The sequence below is a fragment of the Sphingomonas metalli genome (assembly GCF_014641735.1).
In the GTDB taxonomy this organism is placed as follows: domain Bacteria; phylum Pseudomonadota; class Alphaproteobacteria; order Sphingomonadales; family Sphingomonadaceae; genus Sphingomonas; species Sphingomonas metalli.
In genome coordinates this window covers 22713-45976 of the sequence record NZ_BMIH01000003.1, presented here as the reverse complement: position 1 = coordinate 45976, position 23264 = coordinate 22713, and the positions used below count along the sequence as shown (strand labels likewise).

The following is a 23264-nucleotide window of genomic DNA, read 5'->3' as shown; positions in this document are numbered from 1 at the left end:
CGCCTGCCGACATGCGCCCGACCGAAGACCCGCCGCTCCATCCGCTACGCATCGCCAACTTCCGCGCCTACTGGCTGTCGCGATTCGCCGGAACGGTGGCGCTGTCGGCGCAGGGGATCATCATCGGCTGGCAGGTCTATGGCATCGCGCGCCAGACCATGCCGATCAACGAGGCGGCGTTCCTGCTCGGCATGATCGGGCTGGTGCAGTTCGTGCCGCTGTTCCTGCTGACCCCGGTCGTCGGGCTGGTCGCCGACAGCGTCGACCGGCGCTGGATCGTGCGCGGGACGACGCTGCTCCTGACCATCAACGCGCTGATGCTCGGGCTGCTGACCTGGGCGGACCGGCTGACCCTGCCCTTCCTCTTCGCCGCAGCGGTGTTCGTCGGTATCGCGCGCGCGTTCTCGGGGCCGGCCTATTCCGCGCTCGCCCCCAATCTGGTCCCGCGCGAGAGCCTGCCGACCGCGATCGCGATCAGCACGCTCGCCTGGCAGACGGGGACGATCGCGGGTCCCAGCGTGGGCGGGCTGCTCTACGCCATCCACCCCGACATCGCCTATGGCACGGTGGCGGGGCTGTTCATCCTGGCGCTGGGGCTGATGTTCCTGATCGGCAAGGTGCCCCAGCCGGCCGCCCAGAGCGACCGGCATCCGCTGCAGCGCATCCTCGACGGCTTCCGCTATGTGCGCGCCAACCGGCTGGTGCTGGCGGCGATCACGCTCGACCTGTTCGTGGTGCTGCTCGCCGGCGCGACCGCCCTGCTGCCGATCTATGCGCGCGACATCCTGCATGTCGGGGCGTCCGGCCTCGGCATTCTCGCGGCGGGCATGGGGATCGGCGCGGCGGTGGCATCGCTCTGGTTCTCGTTCCGCCCGATGAAGACGAATGTCGGCGCGAAGATGCTCGCCTCCGTGATCGTCTTCGCGCTCGGCATCCTTGCCTTCGGCCTCGCCACGCCGATCACGGCGGCGGCGGGGCTGGCGCCGGCGACGATCCGCCTGCCAGGCGGCACGCCGCTCTTCGTCCACCCAACCTTCCTGCTCAGCCTCGTCGCGCTGGTCCTCGCGGGGGCCGCGGACATGGTGTCGGTCTATGTCCGCACCTCGCTGATCCAGCTGCACACGCCCGACGCGATGCGCGGGCGGGTGTCGGCCGTGTCGCAGCTCACCATCTCGGCGTCCAACGAACTGGGCGAGGCGCAGAGCGGCCTTGCCGCCTCGCTGCTCGGCCCGGTCGGCGCGGTGGTGTTCGGAGGCTGCGCGGCGATCGCCATCACCCTCTTATGGTCGCGGCTCTTCCCGGAACTGAAGCGCGCCCGAACCTTTGACCCGCCCGAGATCCTCAACGTCGAACCGCAACACGGAGTAGCGCAGCCATGAAGGCCAACACCATCCTGGAGACGATCGGCCGCACGCCGCATATCCGCATCCAGCGGCTGTTCCCCGGCTCGGAGGTGTGGATCAAGTCCGAGCGGTCGAACCCCGGCGGCTCGATCAAGGACCGCATCGCGCTCGCCATGGTCGAGGCGGCGGAGGCATCGGGCGAGCTCCAGCCCGGCGGCACGATCATCGAGCCGACCAGCGGCAATACCGGCATCGGCCTGGCGCTCGTCGCCGCGGTGAAGGGCTACAAGCTGGTCCTCGTCATGCCCGAGAGCATGTCGCTCGAACGGCGGCGGCTGATGCTCGCCTATGGCGCCTCGTTCGACCTGACTCCGCGCGAGAAGGGGATGAAGGGCGCGATCGAGCGGGCGCTGGAGCTGGTCGAGCAGACGCCCGGCGCGTGGATGCCGCAGCAGTTCGAGAATCCCGCCAACATCGACGTGCATGTCCGCACCACGGCGCAGGAGATCCTGGAGGACTTCCGCGATACGCCGATCGACGTGATCGTGACCGGCGTCGGCACCGGCGGCCATATCACCGGGGTCGCCGAGACGCTGAAGAAGACCTGGCCGGACCTGAAGGTCTTCGCGGTCGAGCCCGCCGCCTCTCCCGTCATTTCCGGCGGCCAGCCGGGACCGCACCCGATCCAGGGGATTGGCGCCGGCTTCGTGCCGAAGAACCTCCACACCCAGTCCCTCGACGGGGTGATCGAGGTCGATGCCGCGGTCGCCAAGGACATGGCGCGTCGCGCGGCGCGCGAGGAAGGCATGCTGGTCGGCATCTCGTCGGGCGCGACACTGGCGGCGATCCTCCAGAAGCTGCCCGACCTGCCCGACGGCGCGCGGGTGCTCGGCTTCAACTACGATACGGGCGAGCGCTATCTTTCGGTGCCGGACTTCCTGCCCGAACAGTGATCATCGCCCAGCGGCCCGGCTTCCTGCTCCGGGCGATTTTGATCCTCATCGCCATCGCGGCGGTGGCGGTGCCGATGCTGATCGTCGTCACCGCTCCGCCGCCCGCGGTGGCCCGCGCCCGGCGCGTGCTGCCGCCGGCGCGCGTGGTGCCGGCGACCGTGGTGCCCGAAGTCGAGCCGGTCGAACTGGTCGACCTGTCGCCAGACGAGGCCCGCAGCTTCAACGAGGAGGTGCCGTTCGTCGACGGCCCCAACCCGGCCGCCCGCCCCTTTCGCCTGAAGGACACGCCCGAGGCGCTGGCGCGCGCGACCGACTGCCTCGCCGCGGCGGTGCTGTATGAGGCGGGCGATGACCCGACCGGCCAGCGCGCCGTGGCGCAGGTCGTGGTCAACCGCGTCCGCCACCCGGCCTTTCCCAAGACGATCTGCGGCGTCGTCTTCGAGGGGCAGGACCGGCGCACCGGCTGCCAGTTCACCTTCACCTGCGATGGCGCGATGACCCGCTGGGCGCCGCCGCCCGCCATGTGGACCCGCGCCCGCGCGGTGGCCGCGGCGGCGCTGGCGGGCACGGTGTTCCGCAAGGTGGGCTATGCGACGCACTACCATACCGACTGGGTGGTGCCCTATTGGCAATCGAGCCTCGACAAGCTCGCGCGGGTCGGCAGCCACCTCTTCTTCCGCTGGTCGGGCTGGTGGGGCACCCCGCCCGCCTTCGGCCGGACGGTGTCGGCGGACGAGCCGGTCATCGCCAAGCTCGCGGCGTTTTCGGACGCGCACCGGACGGGTGCGGCGCTGGTCGAGGCGGATTCGGCGCTGGCAGAGAGCGCGGAGGCGCTAGCCAAGGCGACCGGGCTGCTGGGAACCGCTCCGGTGGCGGGAGATGGCGACAGTTTCCAGGTGGTGCTGCCGGCGGGGACGTCGGCGGACGCCTATCCGCAACTGGCCGCGCAGGCGTGCGGGGCGCGGGAGTGGTGCAAATATCTGGGCTGGACCGATGCTAAGTCGGTGCCGGCGACCGGCGCGCCGGATGCGGCGCAGCTTGCCGCCATGTCGTTCAGCTATCTCCGCGACCGGCCCGCGGGGCTGGAGCGGACCTTGTGGAACTGCACACAGTTTCCGCGCACCCGGCCCGGCGGCTGCATGCGCCGGCAGCCGCTGCCGGGCCCCTCGCCCACGCCGACCAGCGCGATCATCACGCCGGTGATGAAGGGGCCGCCTGAGCTCGGCGGCGTGCGGCGAGGGCCGGGGCCGGTGGCGACGGCGGTGCCCACGCCTGCACCGCGTTTATAGACCGCAATCCGTACAAGCTAAACCGGGCGTCATCCCAGCGAAGGCTGGGATCTTCCGATTATGGCGTGCTGCAAGGGCCGCGGAAGGCCCCAGCCTTCGCTGGGGCGACGATTTGGGCCGAGCGGATCAGACTGGTAAAAGCACGCCTCCCTCCGATCGCCCTGAGCTTGTCGAAGGGCTGTTCTGTCTTCCAGCCGCAGACGCGCGGTTTCCGGAAGGCAGTGCTTCGACAAGCTCAGCACGAACGGAGGGAGGCGCGAGGATCACGCCGCCAGGAACATCTCCTCCGGCAGCGCCATCACCGAATCGGCCCCGCCTTCGATCTTCCGCCGCAGCGCGCCGGCATCGGGCAGGATGCGTTCGGCGAAGAAGCGCGCGGTGACCAGCTTGGCGTCGAGGAACGCCGCGTCGCCCTCGCCCGCCGCCTTCAGCCGCGCGGCGGCGCTGGCCATGCGCAGCCACATCAGCCCGGTCGCGACGAGGCCGGTCAGGTGCATGTAGCTGACGGCGCCGGCACCGACATGGTTGGGGTTCTGCATGCCGTTGGCCATGAACCACATGGTCGCGGCCTGCATCTCGCCCAGCGCCTTGCCGAGCCGGTCGGCGAAGTCGGCGGTGGCAGGATCGCCCTTCGCCGCCGCCACCTCCTCGCCGACGATGCGGAACAGCGCCTGCACCGCGCGGCCGCCATTCTGGGCGAGCTTGCGCCCGACCAGATCCATCGCCTGGACGCCGTTGGTGCCCTCGTAGATCTGGGCGATGCGGGCATCGCGCACATATTGCTCCATCCCCCATTCCTGGATGTAGCCGTGGCCGCCATAGACCTGCTGCGCGGTGGTCGCGATCTCATAGCCCTTGTCGGTGCCGACGCCCTTGATCACCGGGGTGAGCAGGCCGATCAGGTCGGCGGCCATCTGCCGCTCGTCCTCGGTGCCGGCCCGATGCTCCAGATCCACCTGGAGCGCGCCCCACAGGCACAGGGCGCGCAGCCCCTCGGTCCAGGCCTTGGCCTCCATCAACATGCGACGGACATCGGGATGGACGAACAGCGTATCCGCCTTCTCGCCCGGTTCGGCGGGGCCGGTCAGCGCCCGGCCCTGTCGACGGTCGCGGGCATAATGGACGGCGTTCTGATAGGCCGTCTCGGCGACCGCCAGGCCCTGCAGTCCGACTCCGAGGCGCGCGGCGTTCATCATGATGAACATCGCGGCGAGGCCCTTCATCTCCTCGCCGACCAGCCAGCCGGTCGCCCCGTCATAGTTCATGACGCAGGTCGAGTTGCCGTGGATTCCCATCTTGTGCTCGATCGAGCCGCACGACACCGCATTGCGCGCGCCCAGCGAGCCGTCGTCGTTCACCATCACCTTGGGCACCACGAACAGCGAGATGCCCTTCGAACTGTCCGGCGCGCCCGGCGTCTTGGCGAGGACGAGGTGGATGATGTTGTCGGTCAGGTCGTGCTCGCCGGCCGAGATGAAGATCTTGGTGCCGGTGATGCGGTAGCTGCCGTCCGCCTGCGGCTCGGCGCGGGTGCGGATCAGGCCCAGATCGGTGCCGCACTGCGGCTCGGTCAGGTTCATGGTGCCGCCCCATTCGCCCGACACCATCTTCGGCAGATACTTCGCCTTCTGCGCGTCGGAGCCCTTGACCAGCAGCGCCGCGATCGCGCCGTGCGCCAGCCCGGGATACATGGCGAAGGCCATGTTGGCGGAGATCATATATTCCTGGAACGCGGTCGAGACGACGTGCGGCATCGCCTGGCCGCCGAACGCCTCGGGCGCGGACAGCGTACCCCAGCCCGACTCGACAAACTGGCGATAGGCCTCCTTGAAGCCCGGCGGGGTCGTGACCGAGCCATCCTCGTGCCGGGTGCAGCCCTGCTGGTCACCGACCTGGTTGAGCGGGAAGAGGACCTCGGCGACGAAGCGGCCGCCCTCCTCCAGCACCGCATCGACCGTGTCGGGCGTCGCGGCGGCGAAGCCATCGACGTTGGCGTGGCGGTCGAGGCCGACGACATGCTCCAGCACGAAGCGGGTGTCGCGGACCGGGGGCGTATATTGGGGCATCTCTCTCTAATCCCTCAGCAAGCGGGTGCGGTGGCGCTGCCGTTTTCGACAGTCGCGATGAAGTCGGTGAGTTCGGCGATGGCGGCGTCGATGTCGCGCCGCTGCGCCTCCAGCGTCGCGATGCGGGTGCGGCAGCGCTCAACCGTCACCTGGCGCTGGACGCGGCGGCCATCGCCCAGATCGTAGAGGTCGATCATCTCGCGGATCTCGCCGAGCGAGAAGCCGACGCGCTTGCCGCGGAGGATCCAGGCGAGCCGGGCGCGGTCGCGGTGCGAATAGATGCGCTGCGTGCCACGACGCAGCGGCGCGATCAGCCCCTCATCCTCGTAGAAGCGGAGCGCGCGGGCGGTAACGTCGAACTCGGCGCACAGGTCGGTGATCGAATAGCTCTCGCGATCGTCGCGGGGCATGATCCGGGCATAGGAAGCGGCATCGGCCATGAGCGTCATGTACTTGACGCTTACGTCAACGTCAAACGCCTATTCGCAAGGGCGCTTGCCGCCGCGCAGTCGGAGCGTGGCCGCCTCGGACGCCGACTCGCTCTGGCGATCGACCTCCAGCCCGGCCAGCGAGGCGCGGCCGCGGCAGAGTTGTTCGCACTCGGGCGGCATGACGCCGGGGAAGACGATGCGATCGCCGTTGTAGCTCGCCTCGAAACGGCACGCACCCAGCGTCACCCGCAGCCGCTGCCCCTGCCGCACCAGCGTGCCGCCGGCGTCGCATCCCTGCCCGTCGCCATAGTCGCTGACGATGCCGATCCGCTGCGCGCCGCCGGCGCCATCGGCGATGCACAGCCGGTCGCCCTCGCGCGCCCAGGAGCCGATGGGCGAGCCGCTCTGGGGGTCGCCGACCAGCCCCTGCCCGACCGCCGCCGCCTCCAGCTGCGCCCCCGCGCCGCCGGCGACGGCCTCGTTCTGCACCCCCTCGCTGCTGCCGCAGCCGGCGAGCGAGATGAGGGCAAGGGCCGGCAACCAGCGCGTCATGCGATCCGCTCGAGCCCCTGATCGGTGACACGGCGATAGAAGCAGCTGGTCGCGCCCGTATGGCAGGCAGGGCCGGCGGGATCGACGATCAGCCAGAGCGCGTCCTGATCGCAATCGACCCGCATTTCGCGGACATGGAGGACGTTGCCGGACGTCTCCCCTTTCTTCCACAGCCGGTTGCGGCTGCGCGACCAGAACGTCGCCTTCCCGGTCGCGCGGGTCGTGGCGATCGCCGCTTCGTTCATGTGCGCGACCATCAGCAGCGCGCCGGCGGGATCGGTGACGACCGCGGTCACCAGACCGGCGGCGTCGAAACGCGGGGTGAAGGCGAGCGAGGTATCGAGTGCGTCGGTCATCGCCACCGCATTACCGGCGCACTTTCGCCGCGTCACCTTTCCGCCGCGTCACGCGTCAGCCGTGATTGCGGATCGCCTTGACCAGTCCGGCCTTGTCCATCTTCGACCGGCCCTCGATGCCGATCCTGGCCGCTTCCTTCATCAGATCGGCCTTGGTCCGGTCCTCCAGGCGCTCGCTATTGTGCTTCAGCGTGCCGGCGGCGCGGGCATTGGCGATGCGCGCGGCCTTTTCGGACGAGGCGCCCTGCTTCTTCAGCTCCTCGTACAGCGCATCGTCCTTGATCTGCGGGCCGTGATCCTTCGCCATCGCGCACCTCCGGTTCGCGGGCCGAACGCGCCGTGCGACGGATCGCTCCGGTCTTTCGTGACAAACAGGCGACAAGCGGGGGGATCGACCCTATATGGCCCGCGAACCCCCTTCCCCCAGAAGTGCAGGCCATGCTGACCACCCACCCCTTCGATGACGACAAGCTGCGCGAAGAGTGCGGCATCTTCGGCGTATCGGGCAGTGACAGCGCCGCCGCGCTTGCCGCACTCGGCCTTCACGCCCTGCAGCATCGCGGCCAGGAGGCGGCGGGCATCACCTCGTTCGACGGCCACCTCTTCCATACCCATCGCGCCATGGGTCACGTCGCCGGCAATTTCGACCGGGACGAGGTGATCCGCAGCCTGCCCGGCACCGTCGCGGCGGGCCATGTCCGCTATTCCACCACCGGCGAGACGGCGCTGCGCAACGTCCAGCCGCTCTATGCCGACCTGGCGACCGGCGGCTTCGCCATCGCCCATAACGGCAACATCTCCAACGCGATGAAGCTGCGCCGCGAGCTGGTTCGCCGCGGCTCGATCTTCCAGTCGACCTCCGACACGGAAACGATCATCCATCTGGTCGCGACCAGCAACTATCGGACCCTGCTCGACCGCTTCATCGACGCGCTGAAGCAGATCGAGGGTGCCTATTCGCTGATCGTGATGACGCCGGAGGGGATGATCGCCTGCCGCGACCCGCTCGGCATCCGGCCGCTGGTGATGGGCCGGCTGGACGATGCGGTGATCTTCGCCTCGGAGACGGTCGCGCTCGACGTGTGCGGCGCCACCTTCGAGCGCGCGGTCGAGCCGGGCGAGATGGTGATCGTGCAGGGCAGCGAGATCCGGTCGATCAAGCCCTTCGCCCCGGTGAGCCCGCGGCCCTGTATCTTCGAATGGGTCTATTTCTCGCGTCCCGATTCGATCGCGGGCGACCATTCGGTCTATTCGGTGCGCAAGGAGATCGGCGCACAGCTGGCGATCGAGGCGCCGGTGGAGGCCGACCTGGTCATCCCGGTGCCCGATTCGGGCGTGCCCGCGGCGATCGGCTATGCCCAGCAGTCGGGCATTCCGTTCGAACTGGGCATCATCCGCTCGCACTATGTCGGCCGGACCTTCATCCAGCCGGGCGACAAGGTCCGCCATCTGGGCGTCAAGCTGAAGCACAATGCCAACCGCGCGCTGATCGCGGGCAAGCGCGTCGTGCTGATCGACGATTCGATCGTCCGCGGCACCACCAGCCTGAAGATCGTGCAGATGATGCGCGATGCCGGCGCGGCGGAGGTGCATATGCGCATCGCCTCGCCGCCGACGCGGCACAGTTGCTTCTACGGCGTCGACACGCCGGAGCGGGCCAAGCTCCTCGCCGCGAAGCTCGACCTGGGCGGGATGACCGACTTCATCCATGCGGACAGCCTGGCCTTCGTCTCGATCGACGGGCTGTACAAGGCGCTGGGCGAGGCGCGGCGCGCCGATATCCGGCCGAGCTATTGCGACGCCTGCTTCACCGGCGACTATCCGACGACGCTGACCGATCAGGACGACACGTCGGTGGTCGACCAGTTTGCCTTGCTGGCCGAACGGGTGAATTGAGTCGATGACGACGGACAAGCCCCTCGCCGGCCAGCTGGCGCTGGTGACCGGCGCCAGCCGCGGTATCGGCGCGGCGACCGCCCGTGCGCTCGGCGCGGCGGGCGCGCATGTGGTGATCACGGCGCGGACCGGCAACGCGCTGGAGGATGTCGAGCAGGCGATCTTCGACGCGGGCGGATCGGCGACGATCGCGCCGCTCGACCTGACCGAGACCGATTCGATCGCCAAGCTCGCTGCGGCGGTGGGCGAGCGGTGGAAGGCCCTCGACGTGCTCGTCCTCAATGCGGCGATGCTCGGCAGCCTCGCGGCGGTGCCCGCGATCGATCCCAAGGAGTTCGCGCGGGTGCTGACGCTCAACGTCAGCGCGCAGGCGGCGATGCTGGCGGCCTTCGACGCGATGCTGCGCCGGGCCGCGGCGGGCAAGGTGATCGGAGTGACCTCCAGCGTCGGCCGCGAACCGCGCGCCTATTGGGGCGCCTATGGCGCATCCAAGGCGGCGTTCGAGACGCTGCTGGGCGCCTATGGCGACGAGGTCGAGGCGATCAGCAAGACCCGCGTGGCCGTGCTGGATCCCGGCGCGACGCGCACCACGATGCGGGCGCGGGCCTATCCGGGCGAGGATCCGGCCTCGGTCAAGCCGCCCGAAACGGTGGCGGAGGCGATCCTGCGGCTGTCGGTCGACGGCTTTCCGGTCAATCACCGCGAGCGCGTCGGCTGAATCGCACCGGCCGCGCCACGCCGCGATTCAGGGTTTGACGAGCGTCACCTGCGCCACATCGATGCCGCCGCCGCGGAACCCGCCCTCGCAGTACATCAGGTAATAGCGCCACATCCGCCGGAAGCGCGCGTCGAGCCGAGACGGGAGGCGGCCCGCGCGGTCGGCGGCGTCGAAACGCAGCCGCCAGCGCCGGAGCGTTTCGGCATAGTCCTGGCCGAAGTCGGTCCGGTCCTGCCAGAGGAGTCCGCGCGCCTCGGCCAGCGCCCGGAACCGGCTTTCCGAGAGGAGCATGCCGCCCGGAAAGATGTAGCGCTGGATGAAGTCCGCGTTGCTCGCATAGGCGGGAAAGACGTCGTCGGCGATGCTGATATACTGGATTGCGGCCCGCCCGCCGGGCTTCAGCACGCGGACGATGGCGTCGAGATAGGCGGCCCAATATTCCTGCCCGACCGCCTCCACCATCTCGATGCTGGCGACGCCATCATACTGGCCGGCTATGTCGCGATAGTCGGTGAGCATGACCGCGACGCCGGACAGATCGAGCGCGTCGACATGCGCCTTCTGCTCGGCCGAAAGCGTCAGCGCATCGACCCGCCGCCCCTGCCCCGCGGCGAGTGCGGCGAACGAGCCCCAGCCGCAGCCGATCTCCAGCAGCTGCTCGCCCGGGCGAGTCGCGGTGCGGTCGAGGACGGCCTGCAGCTTGCGCCGCTGCGCGTCGGCGAGCGGCTCATCCGGAGCGGCGAAGATCGCGCTCGAATAGGTCAGGCTCGGGTCGAGCCAGGCCGCGTAGAAGTCGTTGCCGAGATCATAGTGCGCCGCGATGTTCGCCCGCGCGCCGCTCCGGTCGTTGCGGCGCAGGCGGTGCCACGCCCGGCTGACCAGTCCGCCCAGCCGGCCGGCGCGCGCCGCGGTGCCGAGGCTGGTGCGATTGCGCATGAACAGGTCGAACAGCGGCACCGGGTCGGGGCTGCCCCAGTCCCCTGCCGCCCACGCCTCGTACCAGCCGATCGAGCCGCCGGTCGCGAGCTTCCACAGGGCGCGCCAGCGGCGCACGGCCACCACCGCAACCGGTCCGTCGGTGCGACCACCCAGGATGCGCGCCGTCCCGTCCGGCAGCGTCGCCTCGATCGCGCCCTGCTCCAGCCCCCGATCGATGCGGTCGAGCAACCGGTGGAAAGGCCCCGATATCATCCGCCGCGCTGCATTCGTCCCGCCCATACCGGCGGCCCCATGCACCGACCGGGCGGCGGGCGCTAGGGTTGGTTGCCAATGAGCGTCAGCAACCGTTCGTGCCGAGCGCAGTCGAAGCACCTTGTGAAGAGCTGCCTTCGACTGCGCTCAGGGCGAACGGCAGTGAGCACCGCTGATCGCGTTCGACGCTAAACCGCCCGATTGGCCGCCAGCGCCCGCTCGCGCGCCTCGCGATGGCCGACGATCTTGTCGGGATAGGCTTTGGGCCTGCACCCGGCGTCTTCCGGATCATGGATGGCCGGATCGGGCACGTCCTTCAGCTCGGGCACCCAGTGGCGGATATAGTCGCCGGCGTCGAACTTCTCCGACTGGGTCAGCGGCGCCATGATGCGGCTGAACATATTGGCGTCGACTCCGGTCCCGGCGACCCATTGCCAGTTGACGGCATTGTTGGCGTAGTCGGCATCGACCAGACAGTCCCAGAACCAGCGCTCGCCCTCCCGCCAGTCGAGCAGCAGATGCTTCACCAGAAAGCTGGCGGTGATCATCCGCACGCGATTGTGCATCCAGCCGCTCTGCCACAGCTGGCGCATCCCGGCATCGACGATCGGATAGCCGGTGCGGCCCTGCTGCCAGGCCCTCAGGTCGCGCTGCGCCGCTGCGCCCTTCCGCCATGGCAGCGTGTCGTAACGCGGGCGGCCGTTCTTTTCCGCATAGTCGGGCAGCGCGAGGGTGACGCCGCGGGTGAAGTCGCGCCACGCCAGCTCCTGATGGAAGCTGGTCGCCTCGTGGCGGCCGGTCGCATGCCACGCCGCGCGCGCGGAGACCTCGCCGAAATGCAGGTGCGGCGACAGGCGCGTCGTCCCCTCCTTGGCAGGCATGTTGCGCGCATCGGCATAGGTACCGATCAGCTCGCCGACCGCCTTCAGCCGGTCCTGGCCTGCCGCTTCTCCGGGCGTCCAGTCCGTGTCGAACCCGGTCGACCAGTCGGGTTTGGTCGGCAGCAGCTGCCATGACGCCAGCGTCTCGCTCTTCGGCCAGTGCGACGGCGCCGGGATCGATCGGGGCGCGGGCTCGGGATGCGGCGGCGGCAGATGGCCCTGCGCGGCCTTCCAGAAGGAGGAGTAGATGCGGAAGGGCTGCCCGGACCCCGTCGTGACGTCTTCGATCCGGGTCAGCTGGTTGCCGTCGTGCAGGCAGAGACGGTCGCCGAGCGCCGCCTCCGACTTGCGCCACCAGGGCTCGTAATGGGTCAGGGCATGGATGCCGCCGGCGCCGCTCTCGTCCATCAGGCCCGTCAGCACCTCGGCCGCCGGACCACGGCGCAGGATCAGCCGGCTGCCCTTCTCCCTGAGGGACGCGTCGAGCGAGGCGAGGCTGTGGTGCAGCCACCAGCGCTGCGCGCCGCCGATCTTCCAGTCGCCCGGGCCGTCATCGTCGAGCACATAGACGGGGATGACGGGACCGGCCTCGGCGGCGGCGAGCAGGGCGGGCTGGTCGGCGAGGCGCAGGTCCTGACGGAACCAGAGGATGACGGGGTCGGCCATGCCCGGCCCAACGCGCGCTATCGTGGATCAGTGCCCGAACGCCTCGCCGAGCGTCAGGATGGCGCGCACGTGCCGTGCCGCGATCGCCATGACATCGTCGCCATAGCCGCCCCCCACGGTGCTCGCGAGCGGAAGACCGCGCGCCCGCGCCAGTCGCGCGACCAGCCGCTCGCGGGCGACCAGCCCCGCCTCGGTCAGCGCCAGACGGCCGAGCCGGTCCTCCGCCAGGGGATCGACGCCCGCCTGATACAGGATGAGCGACGGCGCGAACGCGTCGAGGAGAGGCACCAGCGTGCGCTCCAGCGCCTCCAGATAGGCGTCGTCGCCGACGCCGTCGGGCAAGCCGACGTCCAGCGTCGACCGGGCCTTGCGCGCCGGGAAGTTCTTCTCGGCATGGATCGAATAGGTGGCGATGTCCGCCCGGCCCGCGGTCAGCGCCGCGGTCCCGTCGCCCTGATGGACATCGACGTCGACGACCAGCACCCGCGCGACCGTGCCTTCCTCGACCAGCCGCACCGCGGCGAGCGCCAGGTCGTTGAAGATGCAATAGCCCGCACCCGTCTCGTGCAGGGCATGGTGGCTGCCGCCGGCGCTGTTGGCGGCAAAGCCATGGTCCAGCGCCAGCATCGCCGCCAGCCAGGTGCCGCCCGGCACCATCGCGGCGCGCGCGGCGACCGGCGGCGTGACGGGAAAGCCGATCCGCCGCGTCTTGACGGCAGGCACCGCGGCGGCGAGCACTTCGTCCACATAGTCGGGGTCGTGCACCGCCTCCAGCCAGCGGCGTGGCATCGGTTCGGGTCTATGCCAGTCGATCCGCGCGCCTTCGGCCTGCAGCAGATCGCGGATCGCACCGTTCTTCCCCCAGCGATAGGTGGAGCGGGACGGGACCTCGGTGACATAGGCGGGGTGATGGACGATGGGGATCACCCATCCTAGGTAGGAAGCGTCCGGCGCTGTCGCCATCGGAGGAAGAATGAGCGAACCTTTCGTGCGGCCCGATGTGCGGCGCTTCCTCGACTATCTCAACAGGCTGCCCGGACCGAGGACCTACGAGGTCGATCCGGTCACGGCCCGGCAGATGTTCTCCGCCAGCAAGGATCTGGTCGAGCCGCCGGTCGGCCCACTCGCCGTCGACCGGCGGCTGACCATCCCCTCGCCTGCCGGGCCGATCCCGGCGCGGCTGTTCGATGCCGAGGAGCATCGGGTGCCGGGACCGGTCGTCGTCTTGTATCATGGCGGCGGCTTCGTGTTCGGCACGGTCGACACGCATGCCAGCCTGTGTGCGGAGGTCGCGCGGACTCTCGGCCTGCCGGTGCTGTCGGTCGAGTACCGCTTGGCGCCCGAGCATCGCTGGCCGGCGGCGCCGGACGATGCCGAGGCGGCGGCGCGCTGGGTCGCTGAGGGACCGGCCGAATCGGGGCTGACGCCGACGGCGCTGGTGCTGATGGGCGACAGTGCGGGCGGGATGCTGACCATTACCACCGCCATGGCCCTTCGGGACGCGCCCGCGCAGGTCCCCGTCCTGCTCCAGGCGCCGATCTACCCGGTCACCGATCCGAGCGGCCATTATCCGAGCTTCGAGGAGTTTGCCGAAGGCTATTCGCTGACCAAGGCGGCGATGCTGTGGTTCGGCGACGCCTATGCCGCGGACATCACGCATATGCGCGCCTCGCCGATGCGGGCGCCGCTCGCCGGCATGCCGCCCGCGGTGATCGTGACGGCGGGGCGCGACCCGTTGCGCGACCAGGGGCGGACCTATGCCGCCAGGCTGATCGAGGCGGGCGTCGAGGCGGTCTATCGCGAGGCTGCCGGCAACATCCACGGCTTTGCCACGCTGCGAAAGGCGATCCCCTCCTCGGTCGCGGACGTGCAGGGGTTTCTGATCGCCGTGAAGGCCATGCTGGCCGAACGGGAAGGCGCGCGGGTCCAGGCGCAGGCGGCAGCGGCATGAGCAAGGCGGACCTTCCCTATCGCCCCTGCGCGGGGGTGATGCTCGTCAATCGCGCGGGGCAGGTGTTCGTCGGGCAGCGGCTCGATTCGACGCTGGAGGCGTGGCAGATGCCGCAGGGCGGGATCGATCCCGGCGAAGACGCGCTGACCGCCGCGGTGCGCGAACTGGGCGAGGAGGCCGGCGTCGACCCCGGGCATGTCGAGCTGATCGCCGAGGCCCCCGGCGACTTCACCTACGACCTGCCGCCCGAGCTGATCGGCAAGGCGTGGAAGGGAAAGTGGCGCGGCCAGACCCAGCGCTGGTTCCTGTTCCGCTTCCTGGGCGAGGACGGCGATATCGATATCCGGACAGAACATCCGGAGTTCCGCAGCTGGCGCTGGATCGATCCCGAGGATCTGCCGCGCCTGATCGTGCCGTTCAAGCGGGCGCTCTACGAGGACGTGCTCGCCGCCTTCCGCCCGCACCTCCCGGCACTTGGCAGCACCGAAACTGCACGCTGAGAGGTTGCGGGAGGGGGCGGACCGGCGGTAGCAGGGACGCGTGCTGTCCCTCGCGATCCTCGCTGCCGCCACGGCCGACCAGGCACCCCCGCCGGGCGGGCCGACCTTGTCGGATGCGGCATCGATGATCCCAGAATCGATCCGGGCGATGCTGGACGCCGCGCTGGAGTCGGGGAACGACAACGACGTGTCGACGATCGTCCGGTACGCGCGCAGCGCCGACCCGGTCAGCGGCGACGCAGTGCTCGCCATCGCGCAGAAATGGCGGGCCGACCGGGCGGCGGCGCGCGAGCAGGTGATCCGCCAGGCGAGCTTCCTCAACCTGTGGAAGGGGCGCGCCGAGGTGGGCGGCTTCATCACCACCGGCAATTCGAGCAATGCCGGCGGCAGCGCGGTGCTCGACGCGGAGCGCGAAGGGCTGCAATGGCGGCACAAGTTCCGGGCGCGCGCCGACTTCCAGGAGAGCCAGGGGGTGACGACGCGCGAGCATTATCTCGCCGCGTGGGAGCCCAACTACAAGTTCGACGACCGCGCCTATGTCTATGGCGTCGGTCAATATGAGAGCGACCGCTTCCTCGGCTACACCGATCGCCTGACCGTCTCGAGCGGGCTCGGCTACAGCGCGATCAAGCGGCCGCGCATGCAGCTCGACCTGGAGGTCGGGCCCGGTTATCGCCTTACCGCCTTCACCAACGACGATACCCAGTCGAGCCTGTCGGCGCGCGGTTCGCTCGATTTCCGCTACCAGATCGTCGCGGGCCTCTCGTTCCAGCAGCAGGCGGCGGCCTATCTGGAGCGGTTCAATTCAACGGTGACGACGACCAGCTCGCTCAATGCCAAGCTGCTGGGACCGCTGTCCGCGGCGCTGTCGTACAACGTCCAGTATGAAAGCATGCCGCCCGAGGGGCGCAAGACGACCGACACGGTGAGCCGCGCCTCGCTGGTCTATACCTTTTGATCGCGTCGAGCGCCCGGCGGATCCTGGCGCGGATCGATGCCGCGGCGATGCTGGCCGGGGTGCGGGACTGGGCGGCGGTGAACAGCGGCACCTACAACCTGTCCGGGCTCGCGACGATGGCCGAACGGCTCGCCGCCGCCTTCGCCGCATTGCCGGGCGAGGTACGGCTGGTCGATCCCGCGCCGGTCGACCGGATGACGGCGGACGGCCGGATCGAGCCGGTCGCGCATGGCCGGCATCTCACCCTTGCGGTGCGGCCGCAGGCGCAGCGCCGGCTGCTCTTCTTCGGGCATATGGACACGGTCTATGGCCCCGATCACCCCTTCCAGTCGCAGGCCTGGCGGGCCGACGGCGCCCTGATCGGGCCAGGCGTGACCGACATGAAGGGCGGGCTGCAGGTGATGCTGGCCGCGCTGTCGGCCCTGGAGGCAGAGGGCGCGATCGATGCAATCGGCTATGACGTGCTCGTCAATTCGGACGAGGAGACCGGCTCGCTGTCCTCGGCGACGCTGATCGCGGCGCTCGCGGAGGGAAAGGCGGCAGCCTTCGGCTACGAGCCCGCCCTGCCAGACGGCACGCTGGCCGGTGCGCGCGGGGGCACGGGCAATTTCTCGCTGGCAGTGACCGGCCGCAGTGCCCATGCCGGACGCAATCCCGAAGAGGGGCGCAATGCGCTGGTGGCGGCGGCCGACCTCGCCCTCCGGCTCGCGGCGGCCAAGGCTCCGGGTCTGACGGTCAATCCCGCGCGGATCGACGGCGGCGGGCCCAACAACGTGGTGCCCGACCATGCCGTGCTGCGGGTGAACTTCCGTCCCGCCGACGCCGCGGCGACCGCCCGCGCCGACGCGGCGATCGAAGAGGCTTGCCAGACGGTCGCCGCCGCGCATGATGTCGCCGTCCATCGCCATGGCAGCTTCAACCGGCCGGCCAAGCCCGTCGATGCGGCGGCCGGGCGCCTGTTCGCGCTGGTCGAGGCGGCGGGCGCCGAGCTGGGGCTGACGTTGGGGCGACGGGCGACGGGCGGAGTGTGCGACGGCAACAATGTCGCGGCGAGGGAAGTGCCGGTGGTCGATACGATGGGCGTGCGCGGCGGAGCCATCCATTCGCCCGAGGAGTATCTGCTCGTCGACAGCCTCGCCGAACGGGCGGCGCTGTCGACGCTGGCGGTGCTGCGGATCGCGGAGGGCGCCCGCCTGTGAGCTTTCGCATCCGTGCCGCCCTCGATGCCGATCTGAAGCCCCTGTACGAGATGGCCAAGCTGACCGGGGGCGGGTTCACCAACCTGCCGCCCGATCGCACCGCGCTGCGCGCCAAGCTCGACCGCAGCCACGCCGCCTTCGCGCGCGCCGAGGGAGAGATCGCCGACGAGCTGTTCGTCCTCGTCCTGGAGAATGCCGAGACCGGCGAGGTGCGCGGCACGTGCCAGCTGTTCACCCAGGTCGGGCAGCGCCATCCCTTCTACAGCTATCGGCTGGGCACCCTCACCCAGCACAGCCGCGAACTGGAGCGGACCTTCCGCGCCGAGATGCTGACCCTGACGACCGACCTGGAGGGGTCGAGCGAGGTCGGCGGACTCTTCCTCCACCCCGGCGAGCGGGCGGGCTGGGACTGCTCCTCGCCCGGTCGCGCTACCTCTTCATCCGGCTGCACCGCCCCCGTTTCGCCGACCGCATCCTCGCCGAACTGCGCGGCGTGATCGACGAGACCGGAGGCTCGCCCTTCTGGGACGGGCTGGCTGGCCGGTTCTTCGGGCTGACCTTCCAGCAGGCGGACGAGTTCAATGCGGTGAACGGGCACCAGTTCATCGCCGACCTGATGCCCAAGCATCCGATCTATACCGCGATGCTGACCGAGGCGGCGCGCGCGGCGATCGGACTGCCGCATCCCTCGGGGCGCGCGGCGATGCGGATGCTGGAGCATGAGGGGTTCAGCTGGACCCGCTATTGCGACATCTTCGACGGCGGCCCGACCATGACCGCGCTGACCGATCACGTCCGCTCGATCCGCGACGCGGCGGTCGGACCGCTGGCCGCGATCGTCGACGATGCGGACGAGGAGGTGCTCGTCGCGAGCGGACGGCTGGCGGACTATCGCTGCGTCTGCGGGCTGGCGGAGCGCCGGGACGGGCGTATCGCTCTTTCGGCGAAGACCGCGGCCCATCTCGGGGTGGGGATCGGCGACGAAGTCGTCGTCGCGGCACGCTGGTGAGGCTGGTCGAGATCAATTTCGACGGAATCGTCGGGCCGAGCCATAATTATGCGGGCCTCAGCCCCGGCAACCTTGCCGCCACCCGCAATGCCGGCGCCGTGTCCCATCCGCGCGCCGCTGCCCTGCAAGGACTGGCGAAGATGCGGGCGAACCTCGCGCTCGGGCTGACCCAGGGCCTGTTGCTGCCGCATCCCCGCCCGGACCATGGCTGGCTGGCGCGGCTGGGGCTCGCCTATGCCGATGCGCCGGCCCATCTCCAGGCGCAGGCCCTGTCCGCCTCGGCCATGTGGGCGGCGAATGCCGCGACCGTGTCGCCCGCCCCCGATACCCGCGACGGCCGCTGCCACCTGACCGTCGCCAATCTGGTGACGATGCCCCATCGCAGCCACGAATGGCACGCGACGCTCGCCCAGCTGCGGCTCGCCTTCGCCGATTCCGCCTACGCCGTTCACGAACCCGTTCCCGCACCGTTCGGGGACGAAGGCGCGGCCAACCATATGCGGCTGGCATCCTCGCACGACGCGCCCGGCGTCGAGATCTTCGTCTACGGCACCGGCCACGCCCCCTTCCCCGCGCGCCAGCACCAAGAGGCGAGCCAGGCGGTGGCGCGCCGCCACGGCCTCGACCCGGCGCGGACCCTGTTCGTCGAACAGTCGCCCGATGCGATCGCGGCAGGCGCCTTCCACAACGATGTCGTCGCGGTCGCCAATGGCAACGTCCTGTTCGCGCACGAACAGGCCTTTGCCGAGCGCGAGCGCGTCTTCGCCAGGCTGCGCGCGCTGATGCCCACGGTCGAGATCGTCGAGGTGCCGGCGGCTGCGGTGTCGCTGGAGGCGGCGATCCGGTCCTATCTGTTCAACGCGCAGCTCGTCTCGACCACTCGCGGAACCACCCTGATCGTTCCGGCCGAGACGCGGGCAGAAGCTTCGGTATGGCGCTGGCTGGAACGGCACCGGGCCGGCAACGGTCCGATCCGCCATGTCGAGGTGGTCGACGTCCGCGAATCGATGGCGAATGGCGGTGGGCCTGCCTGTCTGCGCCTGCGCGTCGTCGCCGATCCCGAGACGGTGGATCCGAGGTTCCTGGTCGATGCCCGCACGCTCGATCGGATCGCCGCGGTGGTCGAGGCGCAGTGGCCCGAGGCGATCCGGCAGGACGCTATCGGCGATCCCGCGCTGATCCGCCGGATCGAAGCGGCGCGGCTGGCGCTGCTCGAGGCGCTCGACCTTGTCGAATTAACTGACAGCTAACCATATCGGTTCGCCCGCCGCTGGCGGAAATCCGGGACTGGCCCCTGCCTTGCTTGGCATCGGGCATGCTGCACCGTCTTTTCCGCCTGTTCGTCATCAAGTCGAAGTTCGAAGCCTTTCTGGTCATCTATGGCCTCGCGGTCGGGGCGACGCATCGGGGCGCCGAATATCTCGGCCAGTATCCGGGGCTGGGCGGCCGACTGCTGTTCGGATGCTGCACGATCGCGGTGTTCATGGCCGGTGGCCGCATCCTCGACTCGCTCGAGCGCGAGCATGCGGAACGCTGGTAGTACTCGGCGCTTTAGAAGATCGGGTATGCCTTAACGCTTGCCCTCGGCCGCGCCTCTGCTATCCTCCCGGCAAAGAACGGAGAGGATCAATGGACCTGCGCTTCACGCCCGAGGAAGAGGCGTTCCGCGAGGAGGTACGCAGCTTCCTGCGCGACAAACTGCCGGCGCGCCTGGCCGACAAGGTGCGCCACGATCAGCGGCTGACCAAGGCCGATCTGGAGGAATGGCATCGCATCCTCAACGATCGCGGCTGGCTCGCCAGCCATTGGCCGGTCGAGTATGGCGGCACCGGCTGGAGCGTCGTCCAGCGGGCGATCTTCGAGGACGAGGCCGCCAAGGCGCATGCGCCGCGCATCGTTCCGTTCGGCGTCAGCATGCTGGGCCCGGTGCTGATCAAATATGGGACCGAGGAGCAGCGGAAGACCATCCTGCCGCGGATCCTCGACGGGCGCGACTGGTGGTGCCAGGGCTATTCGGAACCCGGCGCGGGTTCGGATCTCGCCAGCCTGAAGACGAGCGCGGTGCGCGATGGCGACCACTATATCGTCAACGGGCAGAAGACGTGGACGACGCTCGGCCAGTTCGCCAACCGCATCTTCTGCCTGGTCCGCACCGATCCGGCCGCCAAGGCGCAGGAGGGCATCTCCTTCCTCCTCATCGACATGGATACGCCCGGCATCGAAGTGCGCCCGATCATGCTGCTCGATGGCGAGGCGGAGGTGAACGAGGTGTTCTTCACCGATGTCCGCGTGCCGGTGAGCAATCTGGTCGGCGAGGAGAACAAGGGCTGGACCTATGCCAAATATCTCCTGACCTATGAGCGGACCAACATCGCCGGGGTCGGCTCCTCGATCGCGGCCTTCGAGCGCCTCCAGTCGCTGGCGGGTTCGATCCGGCGGGACGGACGGCCGCTTGCCGACGATCCGCTCTTCGCGGCGCGGATGGCGCGGGTCGAGATCGAACTGGCCAACATGGCGACGACCAATATGCGGGTCGTCGCCGCCGCGGCCGGCGGCGGTGCGCCGGGCGCGGAAAGCTCGATGCTGAAGATCAAGGGCACCGAGATCCGGCAGGCAATCACCGCCCTCACCCGCCGCGCCTATGGCCCCTACGCCCAGCCTTTCATCCCCGAAGCGCTGGAGGAGGGCTATAATGGCGAGCCGGTCGGGCCGGAGGACGCGGGGGCGGCGGCGCCCGCCTATTTCAACAACCGCAAGCTCTCGATCTTCGGCGGGTCGAACGAGGTGCAGCGGAACATCATTTCCAAGATGATCGTGGGGCTCTGATGGACTTCCGCCATTCCGAAGACCGGCAGATGCTGGCCGATACGCTGCGGCGCTTCCTGGCGGCGGAGTCGCCTCCCGAAGCGCGCAACCGGGCGGCCTATGACGCGCCGGGCCACAACGCGAAGGTCTGGGCGGGCCTGGGCGAGCTCGGCATCGCCGGCGCGCTCTTCCCCGAAAGCGTTGGCGGGTTCGGCGGTTCGGGGTTCGACATCATGGTCGTCTTCGAGGAACTGGGCCGCACCTTGTCGGTCGAGCCGCTGCTCGGCACATTGATGGTCGGGCGCGCGCTGATGGCCGCCGGCGGGCGTCCGGCGCTCGAGCAGATCGTCGCAGGTAGCGCGATCGTCGCCCTGGCGCATCAGGAAGCCGAGGACGGCGGGCTCGCGACGACCGCGATCCGCGACGCCGAAGGCTGGACGCTGAACGGAGCGAAGGCGGTTGTCGCGCAGGCCGAAGCCGCCTCGCTGCTGCTCGTCTCCGCCGTGGCCGAGGGAAGGCCGGCGCTGTTCCTGGTGCCCGCGGATGCTGCCGGCGTGTCGATCCGCGGCTACGCCAATATCGATGGCGGACGCTCTGCCCAGGTGCAGCTGGACGGCGTCCGGGTGGGGGCCGACGCCTGCGTCGCGACCGATGGCGCCGCGGCGCTGGCCGAGGCGGAGGCCGCGGGCCTTCTCGCCCTGTCGGCGGAGGCGCTGGGGGCGATGGACGTCGCCCGCGACATGACCATCGACTATCTGCGAACGCGGCGCCAGTTCGGCGTGCCGATCGGCAAGTTCCAGGCGCTCCAGCACCGCATCGCGACGGTGCTGATGGAGGTGGAGCAGGCGCGATCCGCGGTGATCAACGCGGCCGATGCCTTCGACCACAAGCAGGGGCCGGCGCGCGACCGCGTGCTCTCTGCGGCGAAATATACGATCGGTGCGACCGGGCAGCTCGTCGCGGAAGAGGCGATCCAGATGCATGGCGGCATCGGCATGACCTGGGAGCTGCCATTGTCGCACTATGCCAAGCGGATCACGATGATCGATCATCTGCTGGGCGATCAGGACCGGCATCTTCAGCGCTATGTCGCGCTGGGCAAGGTGGCGTGAACCGGCTCTCGCAGCAGGTTCAGAGTAGCGTTGCACCTTTCATTCGTCATTCCCGCGAAGGCGGGAATCCAGACGCGCGGAAGCCTTTCCGCATAACCCGCAAGGTCAGAGGTTCTGGATTCCCGCCTGCGCGGGGATGACGATGAAGGGGAGCGTCAGGCTCCCACAACGATCCGCTGCAACGGGTTGCCCTAACCCAGCGACTCCCAACCGAGCGAGGCCACATCGTCGCAGCCGATCAGGCCGAGCGTCAGGTCGAGTTCGGCGATCACATTGTCGATCACCGCGGCCACGCCCTGTTCCCCCGCGGCCGCCAGTCCCCAGATATAGGGGCGGCCGAGCAGCACGGCGTCGGCGCCGAGCGCCAGCGCCTTCACCACGTCCGCACCGCCGCGGATGCCGCTGTCGAAGAGCACACGTGCGCGTCCGGCCACCGCATCGACGCACGCCGCCAACTGGCCGGCCGCGCCGACGGCGCCGTCGACCTGCCGCCCGCCATGGTTGGACACGACGATCCCGTCCCAGCCCTCGTCCGCCGCGCGCGCCGCATCGGCCGGATGCTGGATGCCCTTGAGCACGACGGGCAGGCGCGTCCACTCACGGATGCGGCGGAGGCGCAGCCAGTCGAGACTGGGATCCGAATAGAGGCGCGTGAAGAGCTGCGCCGCGGCGAGCATGTCCTCCTCGGGCGGGCGCGCCAGCATCGCCCGGAACACCGGATCGCTGACATATTGCGCGATACCCTGGCCCTTGAGGAAGGGCAGGAAGCCATTGTCCAGATCGACGGGACGCCAGCCGAGCAGCGTCGTGTCGAGCGTCACCACGATCGCGTCGCACCCCGCCGCCTCGGCCCGGCGCACCAGGCTCTCGGCCAGGGCGTCCGAACGGGTCCAGTAGAGCTGGAACCAGCGTGGGGCATCGCCCATCGCCGCCGCACAGGGCTCCATTGCGACCGAGGCCTGGTTCGAGAAGACCATCGGTATGCCGCGCGACGCGGCCGCGCGCGCGGTCGCCAGATCGGCTTCGGGATGAGCGAGCTCCTGAACGCCGATCGGCGCGAGCAGGAGCGGCGCCGGCAGGATGCGCCCGAACAGCTCGCAGGACAGCCGCCGCTCGCCGACGTCGCGGAGCATGCGCGGCACCAGCCGCATCGCGTCGAGAGCGGCGCGATTGGCGGACGCCGTCGTCTCCGATCCCGCCGAGCGCAGATAGCCGAAGGCCGCCGGCCCCATCGCCGCCTCGGCCCGGGCTTCGAGCGCATCGATGCGGAAGGGAATGGCGGGCGCCTGCCCCATCAGCCCGGCGGCATAGGCTTGGGCAAGACGGATCGGGCCGGGCCCCGGGTTCTGCTGGTCCGCCATGATCCTCTCCTTTGACCGGGAGGATAG

Annotated in this window: 22 protein-coding genes and 1 pseudogene; 14 read left to right on the top strand and 9 right to left on the bottom strand. The window is 69.7% G+C overall.

What is annotated here, in order from left to right; translation table 11 throughout:
* Positions 1-11 precede the first annotated feature (11 nt).
* The 3 genes from IEX18_RS10495 to IEX18_RS10485 are packed head-to-tail and all read left to right on the top strand — an operon-like array spanning position 12 to position 3585.
* Positions 12-1379 (top strand): MFS transporter, encoded by a 1368-nt coding sequence (locus IEX18_RS10495; protein WP_188658719.1) that lies wholly within the window; start codon positions 12-14, stop codon positions 1377-1379.
* A complete protein-coding gene (gene cysK / locus IEX18_RS10490) occupies positions 1376-2296 on the top strand; it encodes a cysteine synthase A (RefSeq protein ID WP_188658718.1) in 921 nt (306 codons plus the stop codon). Before IEX18_RS10495 ends, cysK begins: the two co-directional genes overlap by 4 nt.
* Entirely contained in the window at positions 2293-3585 is a 1293-nt protein-coding gene (locus IEX18_RS10485; RefSeq protein ID WP_229664518.1) for a cell wall hydrolase, read from the top strand. The genes cysK and IEX18_RS10485 overlap by 4 nt, the downstream gene beginning before the upstream one ends.
* Before the next feature lie 263 nt (positions 3586-3848).
* Here IEX18_RS10485 and IEX18_RS10480 read toward each other — a convergent pair whose 3' ends face one another.
* From IEX18_RS10480 to IEX18_RS10460, 5 genes are read right to left on the bottom strand one after another with little or no spacing between them, the layout of a single operon-like run.
* Positions 3849-5651: an acyl-CoA dehydrogenase C-terminal domain-containing protein gene (locus tag IEX18_RS10480; RefSeq protein WP_188658717.1), complete on the bottom strand. Its 1803-nt coding sequence runs from the start codon at positions 5649-5651 to the stop codon at positions 3849-3851.
* Positions 5652-5665: 14 nt separating this feature from the next.
* The gene (locus IEX18_RS10475) at positions 5666-6091 is read right to left on the bottom strand and encodes a MerR family transcriptional regulator (RefSeq protein WP_188658716.1); all 426 of its coding nucleotides are present in this window, start codon (positions 6089-6091) and stop codon (positions 5666-5668) included.
* A 39-nt stretch (positions 6092-6130) separates the two neighbouring features.
* On the bottom strand, positions 6131-6634 hold the full coding sequence (locus tag IEX18_RS10470) for a hypothetical protein (RefSeq protein ID WP_188658715.1): 504 nt from the start codon (positions 6632-6634) through the stop codon (positions 6131-6133).
* Entirely contained in the window at positions 6631-6990 is a 360-nt protein-coding gene (gene hisI, locus IEX18_RS10465) for a phosphoribosyl-AMP cyclohydrolase (protein ID WP_188658714.1), read from the bottom strand. Before hisI ends, IEX18_RS10470 begins: the two co-directional genes overlap by 4 nt.
* A gap of 55 nt (positions 6991-7045) precedes the next feature.
* A complete protein-coding gene (locus tag IEX18_RS10460; RefSeq protein WP_188658713.1) occupies positions 7046-7297 on the bottom strand; it encodes a DUF7218 family protein in 252 nt (83 codons plus the stop codon).
* 131 nt (positions 7298-7428) lie between these two features.
* Between IEX18_RS10460 and purF the strand changes: the two genes are divergently transcribed.
* Positions 7429-8886, top strand: a complete 1458-nt coding sequence (gene purF, locus IEX18_RS10455) for an amidophosphoribosyltransferase (protein ID WP_188658712.1) — start codon at positions 7429-7431, stop codon at positions 8884-8886.
* A 4-nt stretch (positions 8887-8890) separates the two neighbouring features.
* A complete protein-coding gene (locus IEX18_RS10450; protein WP_188658711.1) occupies positions 8891-9604 on the top strand; it encodes an SDR family NAD(P)-dependent oxidoreductase in 714 nt (237 codons plus the stop codon).
* 27 nt (positions 9605-9631) lie between these two features.
* Here IEX18_RS10450 and IEX18_RS10445 read toward each other — a convergent pair whose 3' ends face one another.
* The 3 genes from IEX18_RS10445 to IEX18_RS10435 form a co-directional block, all read right to left on the bottom strand.
* Positions 9632-10822 (bottom strand): SAM-dependent methyltransferase, encoded by a 1191-nt coding sequence (locus tag IEX18_RS10445; protein WP_188658710.1) that lies wholly within the window; start codon positions 10820-10822, stop codon positions 9632-9634.
* 161 nt (positions 10823-10983) lie between these two features.
* Positions 10984-12342, bottom strand: a complete 1359-nt coding sequence (locus IEX18_RS10440; RefSeq protein ID WP_188658709.1) for a cryptochrome/photolyase family protein — start codon at positions 12340-12342, stop codon at positions 10984-10986.
* A gap of 27 nt (positions 12343-12369) precedes the next feature.
* A complete protein-coding gene (locus IEX18_RS10435; protein ID WP_188658708.1) occupies positions 12370-13269 on the bottom strand; it encodes a histone deacetylase family protein in 900 nt (299 codons plus the stop codon).
* A 46-nt stretch (positions 13270-13315) separates the two neighbouring features.
* Between IEX18_RS10435 and IEX18_RS10430 the strand changes: the two genes are divergently transcribed.
* The 9 genes and pseudogenes from IEX18_RS10430 to IEX18_RS10390 all read left to right on the top strand — a co-directional run bounded on the left by IEX18_RS10430 (position 13316) and on the right by IEX18_RS10390 (position 21876).
* On the top strand, positions 13316-14293 hold the full coding sequence (locus IEX18_RS10430; RefSeq protein WP_188658707.1) for an alpha/beta hydrolase: 978 nt from the start codon (positions 13316-13318) through the stop codon (positions 14291-14293).
* Positions 14290-14793: an RNA pyrophosphohydrolase gene (locus IEX18_RS10425; RefSeq protein ID WP_188658706.1), complete on the top strand. Its 504-nt coding sequence runs from the start codon at positions 14290-14292 to the stop codon at positions 14791-14793. The genes IEX18_RS10430 and IEX18_RS10425 overlap by 4 nt, the downstream gene beginning before the upstream one ends.
* Positions 14794-14833: 40 nt before the next feature.
* Positions 14834-15751: a DUF481 domain-containing protein gene (locus IEX18_RS10420; RefSeq protein WP_229664517.1), complete on the top strand. Its 918-nt coding sequence runs from the start codon at positions 14834-14836 to the stop codon at positions 15749-15751.
* On the top strand, positions 15751-16950 hold the full coding sequence (locus IEX18_RS10415; protein WP_188659385.1) for a hydrolase: 1200 nt from the start codon (positions 15751-15753) through the stop codon (positions 16948-16950). The genes IEX18_RS10420 and IEX18_RS10415 overlap by 1 nt, the downstream gene beginning before the upstream one ends.
* A pseudogene (gene astA, locus IEX18_RS10410) lies at positions 16947-17959 on the top strand (arginine N-succinyltransferase). Before IEX18_RS10415 ends, astA begins: the two are co-directional and overlap by 4 nt.
* The gene (locus tag IEX18_RS10405) at positions 17956-19209 is read left to right on the top strand and encodes an N-succinylarginine dihydrolase (RefSeq protein WP_188658705.1); all 1254 of its coding nucleotides are present in this window, start codon (positions 17956-17958) and stop codon (positions 19207-19209) included. Before astA ends, IEX18_RS10405 begins: the two are co-directional and overlap by 4 nt.
* Positions 19210-19274: 65 nt before the next feature.
* On the top strand, positions 19275-19499 hold the full coding sequence (locus IEX18_RS10400) for a hypothetical protein (RefSeq protein WP_188658704.1): 225 nt from the start codon (positions 19275-19277) through the stop codon (positions 19497-19499).
* A gap of 89 nt (positions 19500-19588) precedes the next feature.
* The gene (locus tag IEX18_RS10395) at positions 19589-20785 is read left to right on the top strand and encodes an acyl-CoA dehydrogenase family protein (RefSeq protein ID WP_188658703.1); all 1197 of its coding nucleotides are present in this window, start codon (positions 19589-19591) and stop codon (positions 20783-20785) included.
* Complete coding sequence (locus IEX18_RS10390; RefSeq protein ID WP_188658702.1) at positions 20785-21876, top strand: acyl-CoA dehydrogenase family protein; 1092 nt, start codon at positions 20785-20787, stop codon at positions 21874-21876. Before IEX18_RS10395 ends, IEX18_RS10390 begins: the two co-directional genes overlap by 1 nt.
* A gap of 191 nt (positions 21877-22067) precedes the next feature.
* On the opposite strand, the gene IEX18_RS10385 is transcribed toward IEX18_RS10390, so the two are convergent.
* Complete coding sequence (locus IEX18_RS10385) at positions 22068-23237, bottom strand: alpha-hydroxy-acid oxidizing protein (RefSeq protein WP_188658701.1); 1170 nt, start codon at positions 23235-23237, stop codon at positions 22068-22070.
* Positions 23238-23264 lie beyond the last annotated feature (27 nt).